Genomic DNA, 19008 nt, shown 5'->3' with positions numbered 1-19008 from the left:
TTTTCATTCAAATAAGGCCGATCATATTGTAATTTTTCTACTTTTAGGAGGCATTACCATGACATTAACAGGTAAAGTAAAATGGTTTAACAGCGAAAAAGGTTTCGGTTTCATCGAAGTTGCAGACGGTAACGATGTATTCGTTCACTTCTCAGCTATCACTGGCGACGGCTTCAAGTCTCTTGACGAAGGTCAAGAAGTTAGCTTTGAAGTTGAAGAAGGTAACCGCGGACCTCAAGCTAAAAACGTTGTAAAGCTATAATTCAAACAATAAAAAGGTTGTTACCAGCAAGGTTAACAACCTTTTTAATATATAACTAAAATTTTTTACATAAAAGGAGTGGTTACATGTATCGCAATCGAAAGAACGATGTAGCAGAAGTACCACCAGAACAAACCCCTGTTTGGGAATGTGAATCAGAGGATTGTTTAGGATGGATGAGAAAGAACTTTTCATTTGAAGAAGAGCCTAAATGCCCTTTATGTAAAAGTAGCATGAAAAGCGGAGAACGTTTATTACCTAAATTAGGTTAATTTATAATAAAAAAAACCTCTTTTAATTAAGAGGTTTTTTTTATTATAAATTTATGTCCTCAACATCAGTTCGCACTATAGAATACAACAATGCATCGTGTTGCTTATTTCCTTGATGAATATATCCGCGCAATAGCCCTTCCTTTTGGAAGCCAATTTTAGATAACATTCTACAAGAAGTAACATTTTCAGGATATGTAATAGCTCCAATTCTAAACAAACCTAAATCTTTAAATCCATAATTAATAATTTCTCCAGCTGCTTCTGAAGCATAACCATTTCCCCAATAGCGAGGATGCAGATCATATCCAATCTCAGATCGTTTACTCCATAATTGTAAATTGTTTAGTCCAATTGTTCCTATTAAAACGTTCGTTTCTTTTAACACAATTCCCCATCGTATTGCCTTTTTCTCAAAGTAATTTTTTGAAAAAGATTCGATCATACGTGAAGCTTGTCCAAACTCCGTAAAAGAATTCATACCGTAGTAACACGTCACTTCATCCAATGAAAAGATTTCATATATTTTTTGACAATAAGATTGTTCTATTTCAACTAAACGTAAGCGTTCTGTTTCTAGTATAGGAAATGCCATAGGATCACTCCTTTCTCTCTACTCATTCATTATATCAGAAAAAATATGTATAATTAGTAAAGTCCTTATTGTTCCATAAATCAAACATTTCTAATGGCACATTCTCTCTTAATTCTATATACACGAATTAGATACCTTCTGATTGCACCTCAAACATGACGCTATAATTTCCATAAATCGAATTTTAAATTATCAAGAACTGTAAAGAAATTGTTTCTTCATTTTCTCCTTCTAAACAACAAACCTACCCCTTACATTTATGGTAAAATATAGTTAATATATTATTTTATTGTGGAGGTGAAGATTTCCTATGTATATATTCATCGGCTTATCCCTCTTACTCATATTACTTATTTTTTTATTCGCAAAAAAATTCACACCAAACTCATTCATGATGACTAGCTTTAAAGGTAATAGCTTTAGGACATTTTCAATCGGTATTTTAATCGCTGCCATACTCTCACTTTCATATGGAACTTATCATGCGGTAACATATCAACCTAGTTATTTAGATATTAAATTAAAAAATCAAAACTATACTGTTTTCGGTAATATAGGCGAATTCGGTTATTTCTCCGAAGAATTATTAAAAAAAGATACAGAAGTACAACTATATTTCGTCTCTTGGAAAACAATACAGTTAAAAAATCCGGTAATACTTATAGAATATCCTTCAGGAAAACAAGAAACATGGAAGCCAAATATCGTATCAATACCGGTAAATAAATTACAAGAAAAACATGATATAAAAGATATTTATCAACTATCACCGTATTCATTTAAAGAGTCTGGAGAAATAACATTAACATTAAAAGAAAACAATATAAAAAACAATACAATTTCCATTCAAATAAAATAAATAAAAACTGTTCCTCCATTTTGCTGAAGGAACAGCTTTTATTTATTCTACAGTATTATTTATTTAATGTAGCCATTATTTCATTGGCTATATTTTTTCCATTTCCAATACACGCACCAATTCCGACACCATAATATGAGGCACCAGCTAAATATACATTTGGATAAAGATTCGTCATTTTTTCTTGCAATGCTTGAACCGCTTGATTATGTTCTAAATGATATTTCGGCATTAAATCTTTCCAATTTGTAACTTCGACTACTTCTGGTTCACCTTTAATTCCGAGACTCTTTTCAATATCATATAAAGCTACTCGTACTAATTCTTCTTCACTATAATTTTTGATTGTTTCATATACCGGATTGGTGCTCTTATAAAACATTCTTACTAATAATTTTTGTTTACCCGATGTATGTTTCCACTTTCGACTTGTCCATGTACAAGCATCACAATGTAAATCACTGTTTTCCGTTACAATAAACCCTGTGCCGTCAGCTGGTAGTTGTTCATCTAGTATGTCAAATCCTAAGTAAATACTTATAAGAGATGAGTTTTTAAATGTATTAAACTGCTCATTTAACTCATTAGACTGTAATAAAGTTTGTGCTATATCATGCGGAGCTGCTAAAACAACATAATCAGCTTGTATTGTTTCATGATTTACAAAAGAAATCTCATATCGATCTTCTTGTTTACTTACAGCCGTCGTTATAGCACCTTTTTTTACGACAGTTTCAGTGAGCACTTCTTCTAAGCGATTAATTATCGTAGATAGTCCACCTTTAAATGATACGAATTTTTTATTTCCTGCTGATTGAAATTGTTTTTTATTCTCTTCAAAACCTTTAATAATACTTCCATACTTATTTTTATAATCCAGTAAATACGGTAATGTAGATGCCATTGTAAGCTCATTCAATTTACCAGAATATACGCCTGAAAGTACAGGAGCAATTTGTCTTTCCACTAACTCTTTCCCTAAGAAACTTTCTAAAAATAGAGCAAGTGATGTATCTTTCGTAAACTCTTTATTTTTCGTTATGAAATCTTTTAAAGCTACGATTTTCCCTTTCGTTGAGACTAGCGTACTGCTAAACAAAGACTGGGCGCTCATCGGTATCCCAAATATAGTATCAGAAGGAATCGGATGTAACATGTTTTCAGAATATATGTAAGAAATACCCGTTTCATTATATACCATTTCATCTTCTAAATTTAAATCTTTTACAAGTGGCATAACATATTCATTACGAGCAACGATTGAATCCGCTCCTGACTCCATAATGAAATCCTTTTCTTCCACACTATGGATTTTACCACCTAAATACTCTGCTTTCTCAATAAGAATTAAATTTAAATCGATATTATAATCCTTTTTTAATTTTTCTAAATAAAACATAGTAGAAAGTCCCGTTATACCTCCACCGATAACAACAACTGTTTTCATATGTGCTGCGCTCCTAACCGATACAATTAATAATTCCTTTTTATTATAACCAAAAGTCCTTATATTCGACTAGCAAGTTGCGCATTCTGTAAAAAATTAGACAATATATTTGAATATATTTTCAAATTACCTAATAAAAAAGAACTATAACATATACAAACCACGTCATAGTTCTCTTTATTTTAAAAACATAAAGTAATTGATTAATTTGTCTAGTTCTTGACTCAATGCCAATACTTTTTCATGTTGAATTCCATAATCCGATACTAAATATAAAAGTTCTTCTTTTTTTATTTCAATTACTTTTTCCAATTTCGCTAGTTCCATGTCGTTTTACATCTCTCCAAAAATAAAATGTATGTATTTCAGTATAGCCTACTTACATAATTAGTAAAAGTAAAATACGCATGTAAAATCTTACATATTTGAAAAAATAATATACTACTAACAAAAAAAGAAACTAGATTAAGCTTCCTTTTACAGATTATTGACGTTCATTAAGAATGAATAACATACCGGAATTTTTCTAATGTTATATCTTTATAATTTGGAGCTCTCTTTATATGATTAAAATAACTAGCAATTGCAGCTGCTCCAAAATGCGCATGCCAAATATCATTTGTTTCTTTTTTACATTGAGAAATAATTGAAAGGCCGCCTTTTAAAATACTTTTGTTTTCCATTTTCTTTCTCCTCTAGTTAAAATCACTATATTTTCATCCTAAAGATGGTGTCAGTACAAATAAAATGTGATTCGATTCATCACTTTTATTCAAAAATCGATGCTTCACATTTGGTGGAATACGTACAACATCGCCTTCTTCTAAAAAATATTCTTTTCCCTCCAATTCTACATACACTTCCCCTTTCATAATAACAGCAATCTCTTCCTTATCTTCATGGGAATAATGACTTTCTGTTGTGTTTGCTTGTTTATTTAAATCCATCATTAACATTTCAATACGTGCTTTCATAAAATCAGGTGTTAATACATCATATACAATGTGATCATTGTTTTCCCGATATACTTTTTTTCGATCTTTTTTCTTAGAAATGAGCGAATCTGTATCGATATCATTAATAAAAAGTGTAAACAGCGGTACATTTAATGCTTTTGCAATTAACTCCAAAACATTTAAAGAAGGATTAGCATGTCCTCTTTCAATTTGGCTAATTAGTGACGTACTAATCCCTGCATAATCAGCGAATTCACGAATTGTCATATTATTTTTCTTACGATAACTTAATACTGTTTGTCCAAGCCTATCATGTATCATAGTAAAACTTCCTTTCGTCCATCATAATGCATATTTCATTGTCTTTGTGCTGACATACTAAACAAAGGCAAATAATCCTTTCCTATTATCTCCGGGACTTATATACTTACTTTTGTACATTATATCGCATTAAGTTTATTATAATAAACATTCTATCGGAGGGACAAACTTTGAAATCACCTATTCTTTCATATTTCATCTTATTTTTTGGTGTATTCGCCTTATCAACTTCAGCAATTTTTGTAAAATTGGCAGATGCTCCTGCGACAATCATTGCTTTTTACCGATTATTCTTTGCCACACTGATCCTGTTACCGTTATTACTATTTAATAAAAATAGTCGAAATGAGCTAAAAACTTTAACGAAAAAACAATGGACATTCGGATTCACATCTGGGCTATTTTTAGCTGCACATTATGTACTATGGTTTGAATCATTACAATATACTTCTGTAGCAAGCTCTACAGTTATCGTAACGTTACAACCTTTGTTCTCAATGATTGGTGGTTATTTTTTATTTAAGGAGAGATTTACGAAAGGAGCGGTTATTGGTTGCCTCATCGCTATTTCAGGTAGTATCATCATTGGCTGGCAAGATTTCAAAATTAGTGGAGAAGCTTTATATGGAGATATTTTAGCATTTATCGCTGCCGGTATCATTACTGCTTATTTTTTCATTAGCCAACACGTTCGTAAAGATTTGTCACTTATACCATATTCGGTAATTAGTTATGGAAGTAGTGCTGGCTTTCTTAGCATATTTGCTTTCATGCAACAAGAATCTTTCATCCATTACTCTACACAAACTTGGTTGTGCTTTATTGGATTAGCTTTCATTGCTACAATTTTAGGACAAACCATTTTTAATTGGTTATTAAAATGGATGAGTGCTACTGTAATTTCAATGAGTATTTTAGGTGAAACAATTGGCACTTGTATGCTAGCGTACTTTATATTACATGAGACTATTTCTTTACAACAAGGACTAGGAATTACCGTTATTTTTATTGGTTTAGTATTATTTTTATTACAGCCAAATTCTAATGAAAAAGCATGACAGTATACTGTCATGCTTTTAACTATTCATTATGTACAATTAAACCATTCGGTCTAAAACGACTCATCATAATTTCATTAATAAATTTTCCGTGAGCTTTCAAATTCCCTATCTTTACTCCCTCTTCTACAAATCCAAATTTTTCATATAAAGCTTTTGCTTTTGGATTCGTTTCTAACACACCTAGTTCTACTCTCTCTAACATTAACCAATTATCAGCCAGATCAAGCATCTTCATAAGAAGTGCTTTCCCAATTCCTTTATTATGATATTCACTGTCTACCCCAATGAATAAATCGCCTGAATGAGATCTTCGGCCCGGACTTTGTGTTAAACCTACAAATCCAACAACTTCTCCATCATATTCTGCAACAAATTCAAATTGATTTGGTGCTAAATTTCGAATTCTATTTTCCATAGCTTCTACACGCATGCTAGGTAAGAAAACCATATACGGTAAAACGTCATCCTGTATACATATACGATGAATTGCTCTAGCATCTTGTATTTCTACTGCTCTAACGTTGATCCCCATCTTTCTCTCCTCCATATAAATAACAATATATTTGTTTGTGTGTAATTCTAGAAACGTGTATGAATGACCTTCTCACTCGTATTTCTTTATGTCATTTTTACATAATTATTTCGATATAATACTTAATTTCCAAAAAGATTAACAACTATATGGATTTGGTTAACTTTTCGCCTCGTTATATAAATTAAGCAAATTTTCAATTGGAATACCATTTAGTTTCATGCCGACTATATTACAATTTTCTATTTCAATATTTTTCAGATTACTATTACTTATAGTGCTGCCTTCCAAATCACATTTATCGAATACAATAGGTTCCTTCTCATCTCCGAGACTTGTATTTTTAAATTGCACTCCACCTAAAGTCACCAAATTAAATTTACTGCCAGAAAGATTTAAATCTGCATATGATGACCATCTAAAATTTATATTTCTAAACTTTGATTGACTTACATTACAATTACTCATATTCATATTTATTATATTGCTACCAACAAATGAACTGTTTTTTAAATTCACTTGATAATACCCTGTATTCGCTAAATTACAGTTTTCGTATTGACTATTTTTCATATCTTTATTTGTAACTACACTCTCTTTGTTTGAGCTTGTTTTTATTCTTTTCACGTAACAATACTCATCTTCCGATTCAAAAATCATTTGGTAGCCCATCTTTTTATAAAAGTGATGATTATTAATTTGTCTACTAGATGTTTCGAGATCCCAAATCTTTATGTTTGGATATTCCTTTTCTATTAATTTCATAACATGTGATCCAATTCCTTTTCCTTGATAAACAGGATCTACAAAAATACGATCAATTCGACCGTACGACTTACCAGAAATCGTAACTATTATCCCTCCAATTATTTCTTTATCCATTACAACTTTGAAAGAATCCAATTCTTCAATGGAATATTCCATCATTTCAACTGAAGAGTACCCTGGCGGTTGAATGTTATAATCAATGACATCATCTTGGCCGTATAGCCATTGTTTTGCTTCTGCATCAAATGTTCTTTTCATTATTTCTGTTAATTTCTCAGCATCTAAAATTGTAGCTTTTTCTATAGATATTCTCGTCATTTTCGTTTTCCCCTTCATTATTACAAACCAACCATTTTGTGAATGCCATAATTATCAATTCACTTTTATTTTTAATACTTTTCCCATTATTACATATGGAACATCATTTTTACTTGGATGAAATGGCTCTAAAACATTTACCCAATCTAATCTTTCATATAACGAACGTGCTTTTTCATTGTTTATTTGTGTTGTTAAAACACTCGTTCTATTTGAAAGCCCTTCTAGTAATTCATTATGTAATTTCGTTCCAAGACCTTTATTTTGATATTGTGGGTGAACTGCTAACTCTACAAATTCAAAACAATCTTGCAACCATTCGTCTACTTGCTCTAGATGTAACGCTTCTCTCATTAATTGATTATAGTACTGTCCCTCGATTGAGCGATAACCATAAGTAAAGCCAACTACTTCATTTTCATCATTTATTGCTACTATACCTTTAAAACCTGTATATTCTATATGCCTATTCATTCGCTCGATCATTTCATTGAAATTTATTTTCTCAAATACTTTACAATACAATTTTGCCATATCCTCAATTAAGATTTCATCTTTTTCAATGCTTACGAATTTCACTTTATTCCCCCCTGTTAAACATTTACATACTTAAAATTTTAAAAACAAAGAAAATTAATACTAATCACTCTCTTTACTATTAAACTACAAATCATCCTATATTTTCCACAATTACTTAGTATTAATGAATAAAAGAAGAGACCATGTAATATCAACATGGTCTCTTCTTTTATTCATTTTCAATTTTATTCCGCTATTTGCCGGGCAGTAAGACCCCCATCTCAAAATTCAGCGAAAGCAAAGAAGTTAGGTGGGGGTCGGGCTAATAATCAGCGGGGGCTGACACCCCACTGATTAAAGTTTCACTTTATATAATTAAAAATTAGATATTACTTAAGCCAATCGTTGCAAGTGTTACTTAACTGCTGTAAATCTTCTATAAATTGACTCGCATCATATCCATCACAAACCGAATGATGTACTTGCAATGAAACTGGTAGCATAACCTTATTTCCTTCGTTAAAATATTTCCCACAAGTTATAATTGGCAATAGAAAATTTTCATCATTATTAATATTAAGATTAAATCCAGTAAAACTAGTCCAAGGTATGCTAGAAATCGGAAATACATTAGGAGGAATATTTTCTTTCGTGAAAAGACCATGAACACTAGCATAGCATCTCATATCGTCTTCATAATTTTTATAGAAAGTGCGGAAATCACTTGAATAATCCGTCCATATACTTGAAAAAGACTTATCATCTTTATGAAAGATTGTATAACTCGGTATCATTTCCTCCCAATAGCCTAAAACTCCTTCATCGTTAAAACATGTTCGAAATTTTTTATGATTATTTACTACTCTAGAAATTAAATATATAAAAACGGGATAAAATTTTATTCCCTTTTGATATACTTTCTCTAATAACATCGTGATATCAACATTAACAGTCATACTAAATGTACATTTCAACTTTAAATAATGCTCAAAATACTGCTCTCTATTCCAATCTTCTCTATCAATTACATGAAACTTCATTCTAATAGCCTCCTAAAATTTTCTTTTTATTTTAGAAGGCTATTTCCCTTGCTTCACCATAATTGTTCACTCCTAACAGTTTACATTTCACCCTAATTATTTATTTAATTATATAACATATGTAAGAATCAATTCACATATTTCTTGAAATCCATCCACATACTATAGATAAATCAAATGAAATTTGGAGGATACATACATGAATAACAAAAATATGAATAAAAAAGAAAATGTTACTGAAAATACTACATCTATTCAAAATAATAATACTGCAAACCTTACTATTGAAGAACAAGCAATGAACGGCTTATACGGAATGCCCGAAACAACAATTGAAGATGCTGATCACGCTGCAGCTGATGATTTGACTTCAAAAAATTAATTAACTACATTGAAAAAAGCCAAGGAAAATACCCTTGGCTTTTTTAACTATGCATCCACCTTTTGTATTTCTTCACTCTTTCTTGAAAGTTTACCTGGCCAAAAAGCAAATCGGCCTAACACAACTGTAATTGCGGGTACAAGTAACGGTCTTACGATAAACGTATCTAGTAATACGCCAATTGCAGTTACAATACCAAATTGAACTAATACTTGAATTGGAAGTGTACCTAACACTGCAAAAGTTCCTGCTAAAATTAAACCTGCCGATGTAATAACACTACCTGTTTGTATTACACCATTTTTTACTGCATCCAAGTGATTTTGTGTCTTTCTGTTTTTCCATATTTCTGAAACCATAAAGATATTATAATCTTCACCTAAAGCAACTAAAAATACGAATGCGTACAACGGTATCGCACCTTGAATGGCCGGCGCTCCCATACCGTAATGAAGCAATATCCATCCTGCTCCTAACGCTGAGAAGAATGATAAAACGACAGTTACAATTAAATAAATCATCGCAACAACCGATCGTAAGTAGACAAGTAATAGTAAAGCGATAATGCTAATCATTACTGGAATAATTACTGATTCATCACGTTCAGTAATTTGCTTTGTATCATATAATGAAGCTGTTTCTCCACCAATCCACAATTGCTCTTCAGCATTACTAATCCCAGCATCTTTTAATACTTTTTCTACATTACTTTTCAATTTAGGAATTTGATCTAACGCTTCAATTGAGTATGGATTTTCCGCTAAAGAAACTTCATACATTTGTATTTGCTTATTTTCTTTTCCCTCTTTTGGCTCTTTCACTGTATTTATGAAAGAAAATTTCTCTAGTTCTTGTTTAATAGGAAGCTCTTTTCCTTTCGTATCAACAACCACTTTTACTGGTGCTAGTTCACCAGCTGAGAAATGATCACTAATTAACGTAAACCCTTCACGAGAAGGCATATCCTTTGGAAACGATTCTAATAAGTCATATGTGTATTGAATACGTGGTACGAACGAAGCCAATCCACCTAATACAAACACAGTTAGCATAATTATTGTCCACGGTCTTCGTACTACTACATCTCCAAGTTTTTTACTAAAGGAGCCTTTTGATTTTTCAACTTTTACAGCCCTCTTTTTCTTTCTTGCAAACTCCTCATTCATTGAAGTTGTTCTCGGTATAAACGGGAAAAATGCAATCCTACCGAAAATTAATAATAGTGCTGGTAAAATCGTTAAAGCCGCGATTCCCATTATAAATACAGCAACACTAAATGGTACTGCAAATCGATGAAAGGCACCATAATGAGCAAGTAATAATGTCCCTAATCCAAGTACAACAGTTAACGCACTCATTATTATTGCACCGCCAGAAGCTTTAATCGCAAGTTGTAATGCTTTATATTTACTTTCTTCTTCTAACAAGTACTCTCTATATCTCGAAATTAAAAATAGACAATAGTCCGTTCCAGCACCAAACAATAATACTGTCATAATTGATATCGCTTGGGCATCTACTTTAATCCATCCGTGATCAGCTAAAAAACCGAGTGTAGGACTAATGATACCGTATGCAAAGCCAACAACAAGTATAGGTAAAATTGCTAAAATTGGCGAACGGTAAAGCAAAATTAATAGGACCAAGACTAATAATACAGTAGCCACTAACAATTTCACATCTGCTTGACTAAATAAACTAACTGCATCCGTTTGAATACCTACAGGCCCAGATAATCGAACATGTAAACCAGATTCACTTATTTTTTGTTTAAATGGATCTTCATCCACCTTACTATTCACTATTTTTCTAAACTCTTCCAGATTTCCTTTTAATATATCCGTACCAGCAGATTTATTAAAGAATACTGGTGTAACAAATGATGTACCATCTTTTGATGCACTTTTTGATAATACTTGCTCTGGAATTGTATCAAATGGCGGTAACGTTGATTGTTCTTTTAAAGGACTAGCTTTTAACTCTTTATAAACGTCTTGTATGAGTTTATAATCCTGTGACTGTAATCCACCATCTCTATACCATACTACTAACAACGGATTCCCTGCATTATTCGGAAACTCTTTTTTCATAAGCGCTTCCGCTTGCTGTGACATAGCTGTTTCAGGTAAATTTTTTGGATTCGGTTCTTTCGTACTGTTTACTTGTGGTAACGTAAATGAAAGTAATAATGTAATAAGAACCCACACCGATAAAGTGATCCATTGCATATTTTTCCCTGCTACAAGCCTCCCTAACATATGTAACGGGTGCTTTTTCATAAAAACCCACCTTCCTTTTTTCCTCCATTATTAATTATATATACTGGTCGGTTAATTAATCAAGAATGATTGAAAATTATGTTATAATTATCTCAATCATAAATGTCAGGAGCGAATGTATTTGGAACAAAAACAACGTCCTCTCGGAAGGCCGCGTCAAAATAAAAATACAAAATCTACAAAAGAAACCATTTTAGAAGTAGCAACCCGCTTATTTCTTACACAAAATTATCAAGTCGTTTCTATGGATGAGGTTGCAAAAGTTTGTGGTGTTACGAAAGCAACTGTCTACTATTACTATTCAACAAAAGCCGATTTATTTACCGCTACTATGATCGAAATGATGGTACGTATACGTGAGAATATGTCTCAAATACTCTCTACAAACAAAACTTTAGAAGAAAGATTATTAGACTTCGCTAAAGTTTACTTACACGCAACGATGGATATTGATATGAAAAATTTTATGAAAGATGCAAAACTGTCGTTATCTGAAGAACAATTGAAACAATTAAAAAATGCTGAAGATAATATGTATGAAGTACTAGAAAAAGCACTCGATAATGCGATGCACATCGGAGAAATTCCGAAAGGAAACGCTAAATTTGCGGCTCATGCTTTCGTATCTTTATTATCAATTGGGAATTTTAAAGATGAAAATCACAATCCTATTCTGGCAAATATAGATGAATTAGCACAAGAAATCGTTTCTTTTTATTGGAATGGGTTAGGTCATTCATATTAAACTGATTTACTTTAATAAAAGAGCATATTTAATTTTTTCAAACATGCTCTTTTATAATTTATTTATATACTAATAATCAGATTATACTTCAACGTCACTTAACAAAAAACTCCATTTTAACTTTACAAATTTTGAAGTTGAACATTTATATTCTCCTTACTTAATCCCCCATGGTAACAAACTACAGATTCAATATGTAAATTTAAATACTTCTTCAAAGACTGCTTTGCTTCCTTAATATTTATAGTTGTTGGGGCGTGAATTCCTCCTAACATCCCATTCACACTATACATAGAGTCTCCTGCAATAAGAATTTTGCTTTGTTTCAAATATAAACTAATATGACCCGGAGTATGCCCTGGAGTATGAAGAATTAGTATTCCACCACAATACGGAAGTTCTTGCCCGTCAATCACAGTATCACTCACTTTTCCTTTTGGGCGGTTCTCTACATTTCCGTCCTTCAATAAAGGTAAATCCCCCTCGATATATGGCTTATCTAGTTCGTGCGCATAAACTTTAATATTACTTCGACAGCGCTGCAACAATTCTGGCAGACTACCTATATGATCAATATCCTGATGCGTCAAAATCACGACTTTTAACTTATCAAATGATACCCCAACCTTTTCCATCTTTACTTGTATATCTTCAATTTGTCCTGGGAAACCCGTATCTATTAATACTGCCATTTCATCATTCCATAAAAGAATTGGATGAATAACAAATTCTTGAAATTCAAGTTGTAACATTTCTACTCCTTTAGCAATCTCCATACAGCCATTCTCCTTTATGTTGAAGTTTGAAAATATGTACAAGTAAACTGAAAATATAAAGTGAAACTTTAATCCGTGGGGTTTTACTACCCGACAAATAGCAGGATAAAGCACCTCTATCTTATAATATGTTTTGTCATCCCAATAGAGAATGCTTCAAACCCTATAGATTCATAGTAAGATTGCAATTTTTCTACACACATAAGTTGTGGAATAACCTTGTTTTGTTCACAGTGCTGGATTAATCGTTTCACTATTTCTTTTCCGATGCCACTAGACTGATATTTTGGCAATACACCAACTCCACAAATAATGCCTGTTATGACTCCATCTGATATGACACGCCCCATCCCTACTAACCTCTTATCATCAAAAACATAAATTGCATACCAACTTTGCTTACACATTCGTTCTAACTCGTTAACCGTTAATTTAAGAGAATTCCATCCTAAAGATTCGTATAAGGATAATAATCCATTAAAATCTGTAGGGTGTTCACTTGTGTAGCGTATACTATTTTCCATGTAAACACTCCCTATTCTCTAGCTTGTTTATATTTCATAAAATTCCCTTTACACAAATCTGATCGATGTAAAAATAACTAGAACAAACTTCAATAAGAAAGATAGAATTCCTTCTCAATATAAAATAAAAAGAAGTTATCTCACTTAAGATAACTTCTTTTATATAAGACTCTCATTATATTATCAACCAAAAATTATACAACTACATACGATAAGCACAAACAAAACTAATAAACCATTTGAGAAATAACCCATTAAATACTACCCCTTTATTAAATTATGTAAAAGATTTTATCATAAAATGATTTACAACTTAATAACTGAAAAAGACATTGTATTCATTAGTTATATACGTTTAGTAATATTTTATATTCGGTTATATTCTCGTTCCCTAAAACCACTTCTCGCATCCTCATAATTCAGTCCACATAAATTCAAAAAACAGTTATTAGTAAACATTCATTTACTATAAAGAGTAATTTTAATTGATTTATATTGAATTTAGTAATAAAATAATAACTAAACTCATAAAGGAATCAAAAACAATGAACCAAAACGAATTATTAAACGAATACATGAATTTATTATTAAATATGTCAGGTACTTTTAAATTACTATCGGAGAAATCCTCAGAATTTACACATTTAGAACAACATGTAGTAGAGTATATCGCCCAGCAAAAGGTGCCTGTAAATTTAAAAATGATTGCTAGTTATTTAAACATCCCTAAACAACAATTAAGTGTAACAGTACGTAACTTAGAACAAAACGGATACATCATAAAAAAGAAAGATATGGTAGACAAAAGAGCTATATTAATCTCTCTGACAGAAAAAGCTGAAAAAGTACATTATGAGAGATGGAAACAAATATATAATAATTTCACAGTAAACCTCGAAAAGTTATCTGAAGAAGATAGGCGGGATTTAACTTATGGACTATATAAAACAAATACAATGCTCTCAAAAATGTTAAATAACGACTAAATATATTGTTTATTACTAAACGGAGGATGTTTCATGGCTAAAGAATTAGATTTACAATCCGTGCAAGGTACGATGCTTATTCCCTTATGGGGAAGAGCATATGGCAGTGAGAAAAATAAGGATATTTTAGATGATATAGAGGCTATTCGAATTATTAAAGAATGTAATTTTGACTTCTCAACAATAGCAAATATATTTGGCGAATACGGATGTATCACATACATTACCCGTGCACGAAAAATTGACGATACGATAAAACAATTTATAATAAAACACCCGAATGCTACTATTGTAAACATCGGTTCCGGACTAGACACTACTTTTTCAAGAATCGATAACGGTACAATACATTGGTACAACCTTGATTTGCCCGATGCAATCTCTTTTCGCAAAACTTTAATTGAAGATACGCCTAGAAATATTAGCATTGCTAAATCACTATTTGATACTTCTTGGTTTGACGATATAAAATATAATTCAAACGACGGTATTCTTTTTATATCAGCAGGTGTGTTTTATTACTTTAAAGAAGAAGATTTAAAAAAGATCGTAGTCGCTATGTCAAAACGTTTCCCTGGAGGAGAATTATATTTTGACGCTGAATCAAAGTTCGCACTGAATCTTTCGAATGCTACTGTAAAGAAATCCGGTAATAATGGTGCTATGATGTATTTTTACGTAAACAATCCAAAATTAATAGAAAAATGGTCCTCTACAATAAAAGTATTAAGCTGCTCCCCTTTCTTTAAAGATATACCTACAAATAAAGATTGGGACGGTAGTACGCGTATAATGATGAGAATTGTAAACTTAATAAAAATGTTGAAGTTTGTTCATTTACGGTTCAAAAAATAATAAGTAAAGAAGAGCTCAATACATTTATACTTAGGTTATAAATGTTAATTTCAATAAAATCAAAGGCAGAAACATAATTGTGAAGTGAAAATTTAATCAGTGGGGGCTTTGCTCATCCCCCACTGATTATTAGCCCTCACCAATCGAGCTTTTACGGCAGCCCGAACCCCACCTAACTTCTTTGCTTTCGCTGAATTTTGAGGTAGGGGTCTTACTGCCCGACAAATAGCGGGATAAAATCTTGCATGCACTTTACGTAGGAGCTAAAATGTTGAATCTCACCGATTTCCAAATCATGTACACCATCTTGCAACATTAACTGATTCATTTATCCTCTCTCCTCATCGCTCACTTATTACTATCTAAATGTATAAGTTCTGACCATTCACACTTTTCCCCTTTATATCCTTTAGACACTATCCTCATTTATATGAATAGCTTTCTTATTCAAAAATAGATTTTTAAAAATTCCTACTCCCACAATTAATAAACCTATACCAACTAATTTATTTATTTGTAATGGAATGCTCTCCATTCCAAATAATCCAAATGTATCAATGCATAACGCAACAACCAATTGAGTAATAAGACTAATTAGCACCGTATATGCTGGACCTAGACTCTTTATTGCACCCATTATACAAATAATTAACCCGATACCAAACAGTCCACTTACATAAAACAAATAATTTGCAGTATACACTTTAATGCTAATACTGTTTTCTGTAATGATATAAAATAGAATAGAGCTAATGAGACCTATCCCAAGGACACATGTAGTTATTAACCACTGTCCTACATTTTCATTTACTTTTGCATTAAAAACAGATTGTACGCTAATTAATATTCCTGCTAATATAGCTAAACTAAATCCAATCAAAATCTTCCTCTCCCTTTCATTGCTCATATATATTATCTTTAGCGACTTCCTTCATTCTAGAAAAATCTTTAATTACAATAACTCCATTACTCTTTTTAATTAGTTTTTCATTATAAAATCTTTGTAATACCCGAATTACGTGCCTATAACTTACCCCTATAAAATCTGCAATACTCGTTACTGAAGTTGCATCCAAATCCCCTTTATACATATTCCCGTTACTATCTGTTGAAATTGAAAGCAAATAACTAGCTACACGTACTTCTACAGGATAAAGTAAATTAAGAGCAGTAAAACGAGTCGATATTTTTAACGTGTTCGCAATGTTTTCAAGCAAGAACTTCATAAATATAGGATCATGTAATAACTTGTTTCTAATAACCGTATTAGAAATAGAGATTGCTACAACATCTGAACAAGCCTCAACGATATTATGTGCTTTGCTATTTTGAATTAATTCAATATCACCAACAATGGCCAATGGATTGATAAAGCGAAGGATTAGTTTCTTCCCTTCAGGTGTAATCGTGTAAACTTTTACTTTACCTTTAACAACAAAATATAAACGATCCATTTCGTCATCTATATTGCAAATAAGCTCGCCTTTTTCAAAGTGATTTAATTGAAAATAAGCTGTATCTATTTCTGAAAAAATCTCGAGCGTTTTATTGGTTTTCAAATAATGCGTAATTAAACCTGATCTATCCTCCATATTCATTTCTCCTTTCATTTACATATTAAATACAACAATACCTATAATCATTATTATTGTTCCCACAATATGATATCTCTCCATCTGTATCTTTTTTATATGAAATAGTCCTTTCATTTCAATAACTGTTGCCGTTAACAATTGAGCAACCATAAGTGTGCCAGCTGTCAATGTAACTCCTAGTGCATATATCGCCATAGTTTCTGCACAAATAATGAATCCACCAAATGCACCCGCTGCTAAATATATTTTTTTCACACTCTTTAAATTCGTTATTTTCTCTTCTTTCTTTAACAAAAATACAGTTGTTACAATAATGAATCCAATTAAATGGGTTATAATACTCGTCGACCATATACCGATATGTGAACTAAGTTTCGCATTAAAGGTTCCTTGAAGTGTTATAAATATCCCCGCAAAAACAGCAAATATAATACCTTTCAAAAAATCATCTCCTCATCCTTTATTTCTGACTTAATTAAAAACCATCATCCTATAATGGCAAAAGGACAAATGTCACATCACTATGAAAACAACTTGGAATGAACAAAAAAACACACCTCAAAAATGCGGGGTGTGTTTATGTTTATTATTTATATATAAAGTTTTATAAATTTAAATTACGCTACATTAAAATATTTCTTTTTCATAACAAACTTTGTAAATAAGAAACGTACAAGCGGTCCCATAATAATTAATTGTAATGGATATGCCATTATGAAATTTTTAATAAAAATCGAAAAATAAATGGAAACAAATGAATCTCCTTGTAGTCCACCATGTAAATACATCATAGCCATACCGAAAAATGACATAAAGAACACCATTCCAATTACCATAGTTGTCGCCATTGCAACGATAATATTTATTTTTTTAGATTTATCAAATGGCAATATGAATACAATTTTTTTCGCACAAGGTCCAACGATACATATTTCAATTAATAGTGCAATAATAAAGCCAATTAATAGTTCTAATGCAATCTCTTTAATATAAATTGGTCCTCCTGTTTCATTCATTAGTAAATTGTAAAACGTCATTACGATAACCATCCCAAGGCACATCATCATGCCAAATTGGAGTTTTTCCTTTCTTGTTGTTGGCAAATTTCATCATCCTTTCTCTTTGAGTCTTTGTCATTATATCGACATTGGAAACCTCTTCGTAAGTGAACATTTTGTGAACAAATTTAAAACGTTTTCATTTTTTCCTTTCTACTCAAATTCTCACTTTTACTTATAGAGGTTATATATATCGCAATGTTGAATTACTAAATTTAACATTGCATTACACTATTACTAGGAGGATAACCATGAATGAAGCAGAATTTTACGCATATCACATCGTAACAAGGAAAAAAATGCATATCGGACAAATCATTCTTTTTAACAAAAATCAACACAATACTCTATATCACTTCTTTTTTGAAAGAGAACAATTAAATGCTAGTGGTGAAGATGGCATACAAATTTTAAATAAACACTATAAAAATAACGAATTACATATAAATAATGAAAATACTAAAGTAGTTATGAGTTATATGGATCAAACAATTAGAGCAGTTAGAGAAACAATTGTAGAAATGGTTAGACTACAAGAATTCCCTGAATACCCTTCCAGGTTATCTTGTTTATACGCTTCAAAAAGCTATGAAGATGCTTTAAAATGGAAAACATTATTTGATTCTTACAATCGAGAAGTTTTACAGATTGTTAAACTACGAGTGATTGGAAATTCTTTTGAAGGTGACGGGAATCTTTTACCGAAAGAAGATGGAATTCCTTTTTCTCAAAAAATCGAACAAGCTAGAGAGTATTGGAAAGGAAATATTAGAAATGATCTTCCTGAGCTACTGATTAATGGAGAAATTGAAGTGGTGGAAATTATTGATGACTTTTCCTCAATTCATATTTAATTTC

At 31.4% G+C, this 19008-nt stretch carries 25 protein-coding genes; 9 read left to right on the top strand and 16 right to left on the bottom strand.

The window, feature by feature from the left end:
- Positions 1 to 58: 58 nt before the first annotated feature.
- Together cspD and ACXKY9_RS11390 are read left to right on the top strand one after the other, a co-directional pair.
- Positions 59 to 262: a cold-shock protein CspD gene (gene cspD, locus ACXKY9_RS11395; protein ID WP_000176366.1), complete on the top strand. Its 204-nt coding sequence runs from the start codon at positions 59 to 61 to the stop codon at positions 260 to 262.
- Between the two features lie 86 nt (positions 263 to 348).
- Positions 349 to 534, top strand: a complete 186-nt coding sequence (locus ACXKY9_RS11390) for a cold-shock protein (protein WP_000286203.1) — start codon at positions 349 to 351, stop codon at positions 532 to 534.
- Between the two features lie 43 nt (positions 535 to 577).
- Here ACXKY9_RS11390 and ACXKY9_RS11385 read toward each other — a convergent pair whose 3' ends face one another.
- Positions 578 to 1129: a GNAT family N-acetyltransferase gene (locus ACXKY9_RS11385; protein WP_000885392.1), complete on the bottom strand. Its 552-nt coding sequence runs from the start codon at positions 1127 to 1129 to the stop codon at positions 578 to 580.
- 310 nt (positions 1130 to 1439) lie between these two features.
- Between ACXKY9_RS11385 and ACXKY9_RS11380 the strand changes: the two genes are divergently transcribed.
- Positions 1440 to 1988: a hypothetical protein gene (locus ACXKY9_RS11380; protein ID WP_000275248.1), complete on the top strand. Its 549-nt coding sequence runs from the start codon at positions 1440 to 1442 to the stop codon at positions 1986 to 1988.
- A gap of 55 nt (positions 1989 to 2043) precedes the next feature.
- Here the strand turns inward: ACXKY9_RS11380 and ACXKY9_RS11375 are convergent, their stop codons facing one another.
- The 4 genes from ACXKY9_RS11375 to ACXKY9_RS11360 all read right to left on the bottom strand — a co-directional run bounded on the left by ACXKY9_RS11375 (position 2044) and on the right by ACXKY9_RS11360 (position 4712).
- On the bottom strand, positions 2044 to 3435 hold the full coding sequence (locus ACXKY9_RS11375; protein WP_000860345.1) for a protoporphyrinogen oxidase: 1392 nt from the start codon (positions 3433 to 3435) through the stop codon (positions 2044 to 2046).
- A gap of 177 nt (positions 3436 to 3612) precedes the next feature.
- Entirely contained in the window at positions 3613 to 3762 is a 150-nt protein-coding gene (locus ACXKY9_RS11370) for an aspartyl-phosphate phosphatase Spo0E family protein (RefSeq protein WP_000417698.1), read from the bottom strand.
- 170 nt (positions 3763 to 3932) lie between these two features.
- Positions 3933 to 4118 carry a hypothetical protein gene (locus tag ACXKY9_RS11365; protein WP_000428904.1) on the bottom strand — a complete coding sequence of 62 codons (186 nt, stop codon included), beginning with the start codon at positions 4116 to 4118 and terminating at the stop codon, positions 3933 to 3935.
- Positions 4119 to 4151: 33 nt separating this feature from the next.
- Positions 4152 to 4712, bottom strand: a complete 561-nt coding sequence (locus tag ACXKY9_RS11360; protein ID WP_000581029.1) for a helix-turn-helix domain-containing protein — start codon at positions 4710 to 4712, stop codon at positions 4152 to 4154.
- A 170-nt stretch (positions 4713 to 4882) separates the two neighbouring features.
- Here ACXKY9_RS11360 and ACXKY9_RS11355 point away from each other — a divergent pair, with 170 nt between their 5' ends.
- Positions 4883 to 5770 carry a DMT family transporter gene (locus ACXKY9_RS11355; protein ID WP_000841812.1) on the top strand — a complete coding sequence of 296 codons (888 nt, stop codon included), beginning with the start codon at positions 4883 to 4885 and terminating at the stop codon, positions 5768 to 5770.
- A 22-nt stretch (positions 5771 to 5792) separates the two neighbouring features.
- Here ACXKY9_RS11355 and ACXKY9_RS11350 read toward each other — a convergent pair whose 3' ends face one another.
- The 4 genes from ACXKY9_RS11350 to catA all read right to left on the bottom strand — a co-directional run bounded on the left by ACXKY9_RS11350 (position 5793) and on the right by catA (position 8950).
- Entirely contained in the window at positions 5793 to 6305 is a 513-nt protein-coding gene (locus ACXKY9_RS11350) for a GNAT family N-acetyltransferase (RefSeq protein ID WP_000512617.1), read from the bottom strand.
- 159 nt (positions 6306 to 6464) lie between these two features.
- Positions 6465 to 7409, bottom strand: coding sequence for a GNAT family N-acetyltransferase (locus ACXKY9_RS11345; RefSeq protein ID WP_002061342.1), 945 nt, complete (start codon positions 7407 to 7409; stop codon positions 6465 to 6467).
- A 36-nt stretch (positions 7410 to 7445) separates the two neighbouring features.
- Complete coding sequence (locus ACXKY9_RS11340) at positions 7446 to 7970, bottom strand: GNAT family N-acetyltransferase (protein ID WP_000673961.1); 525 nt, start codon at positions 7968 to 7970, stop codon at positions 7446 to 7448.
- A gap of 329 nt (positions 7971 to 8299) precedes the next feature.
- Complete coding sequence (gene catA, locus ACXKY9_RS11335; protein ID WP_000668535.1) at positions 8300 to 8950, bottom strand: type A chloramphenicol O-acetyltransferase; 651 nt, start codon at positions 8948 to 8950, stop codon at positions 8300 to 8302.
- 199 nt (positions 8951 to 9149) lie between these two features.
- Between catA and ACXKY9_RS11330 the strand changes: the two genes are divergently transcribed.
- Complete coding sequence (locus tag ACXKY9_RS11330; RefSeq protein ID WP_001060657.1) at positions 9150 to 9332, top strand: DUF4021 domain-containing protein; 183 nt, start codon at positions 9150 to 9152, stop codon at positions 9330 to 9332.
- A 47-nt stretch (positions 9333 to 9379) separates the two neighbouring features.
- On the opposite strand, the gene ACXKY9_RS11325 is transcribed toward ACXKY9_RS11330, so the two are convergent.
- Positions 9380 to 11611, bottom strand: a complete 2232-nt coding sequence (locus tag ACXKY9_RS11325; protein WP_000716542.1) for an MMPL family transporter — start codon at positions 11609 to 11611, stop codon at positions 9380 to 9382.
- A 121-nt stretch (positions 11612 to 11732) separates the two neighbouring features.
- Here ACXKY9_RS11325 and ACXKY9_RS11320 point away from each other — a divergent pair, with 121 nt between their 5' ends.
- A complete protein-coding gene (locus ACXKY9_RS11320; protein WP_000436025.1) occupies positions 11733 to 12356 on the top strand; it encodes a TetR/AcrR family transcriptional regulator in 624 nt (207 codons plus the stop codon).
- 122 nt (positions 12357 to 12478) lie between these two features.
- Here ACXKY9_RS11320 and ACXKY9_RS11315 read toward each other — a convergent pair whose 3' ends face one another.
- Together ACXKY9_RS11315 and ACXKY9_RS11310 are read right to left on the bottom strand one after the other, a co-directional pair.
- Positions 12479 to 13132 (bottom strand): MBL fold metallo-hydrolase, encoded by a 654-nt coding sequence (locus tag ACXKY9_RS11315; protein ID WP_000401504.1) that lies wholly within the window; start codon positions 13130 to 13132, stop codon positions 12479 to 12481.
- A gap of 116 nt (positions 13133 to 13248) precedes the next feature.
- Complete coding sequence (locus ACXKY9_RS11310) at positions 13249 to 13656, bottom strand: GNAT family N-acetyltransferase (RefSeq protein ID WP_000431735.1); 408 nt, start codon at positions 13654 to 13656, stop codon at positions 13249 to 13251.
- 545 nt (positions 13657 to 14201) lie between these two features.
- Here ACXKY9_RS11310 and ACXKY9_RS11305 point away from each other — a divergent pair.
- Together ACXKY9_RS11305 and ACXKY9_RS11300 are read left to right on the top strand one after the other, a co-directional pair.
- The gene (locus tag ACXKY9_RS11305; protein ID WP_001072998.1) at positions 14202 to 14642 is read left to right on the top strand and encodes a MarR family winged helix-turn-helix transcriptional regulator; all 441 of its coding nucleotides are present in this window, start codon (positions 14202 to 14204) and stop codon (positions 14640 to 14642) included.
- A 33-nt stretch (positions 14643 to 14675) separates the two neighbouring features.
- Complete coding sequence (locus ACXKY9_RS11300; protein WP_001040747.1) at positions 14676 to 15497, top strand: class I SAM-dependent methyltransferase; 822 nt, start codon at positions 14676 to 14678, stop codon at positions 15495 to 15497.
- 409 nt (positions 15498 to 15906) lie between these two features.
- Here the strand turns inward: ACXKY9_RS11300 and ACXKY9_RS11295 are convergent, their stop codons facing one another.
- The 4 genes from ACXKY9_RS11295 to ACXKY9_RS11280 form a co-directional block, all read right to left on the bottom strand.
- Complete coding sequence (locus ACXKY9_RS11295; protein ID WP_000579021.1) at positions 15907 to 16377, bottom strand: DMT family transporter; 471 nt, start codon at positions 16375 to 16377, stop codon at positions 15907 to 15909.
- 16 nt (positions 16378 to 16393) lie between these two features.
- On the bottom strand, positions 16394 to 17089 hold the full coding sequence (locus ACXKY9_RS11290) for a Crp/Fnr family transcriptional regulator (RefSeq protein ID WP_000390194.1): 696 nt from the start codon (positions 17087 to 17089) through the stop codon (positions 16394 to 16396).
- Between the two features lie 18 nt (positions 17090 to 17107).
- The gene (locus ACXKY9_RS11285) at positions 17108 to 17533 is read right to left on the bottom strand and encodes a DMT family transporter (protein ID WP_000676018.1); all 426 of its coding nucleotides are present in this window, start codon (positions 17531 to 17533) and stop codon (positions 17108 to 17110) included.
- Positions 17534 to 17709: 176 nt separating this feature from the next.
- The gene (locus ACXKY9_RS11280) at positions 17710 to 18195 is read right to left on the bottom strand and encodes a DUF2798 domain-containing protein (RefSeq protein ID WP_001143394.1); all 486 of its coding nucleotides are present in this window, start codon (positions 18193 to 18195) and stop codon (positions 17710 to 17712) included.
- Positions 18196 to 18401: 206 nt separating this feature from the next.
- On the opposite strand from ACXKY9_RS11280, the gene ACXKY9_RS11275 reads away from it, so the two are divergent.
- Entirely contained in the window at positions 18402 to 19004 is a 603-nt protein-coding gene (locus ACXKY9_RS11275) for a DUF2441 domain-containing protein (RefSeq protein ID WP_001001044.1), read from the top strand.
- The last annotated feature ends 4 nt before the right edge of the window (positions 19005 to 19008 follow it).

This window comes from Bacillus sp. 2175 (genome assembly GCF_057812155.1).
Note: the sequence above shows the minus strand (reverse complement) of the source record. Positions and strands in the feature narration are given on the sequence as shown.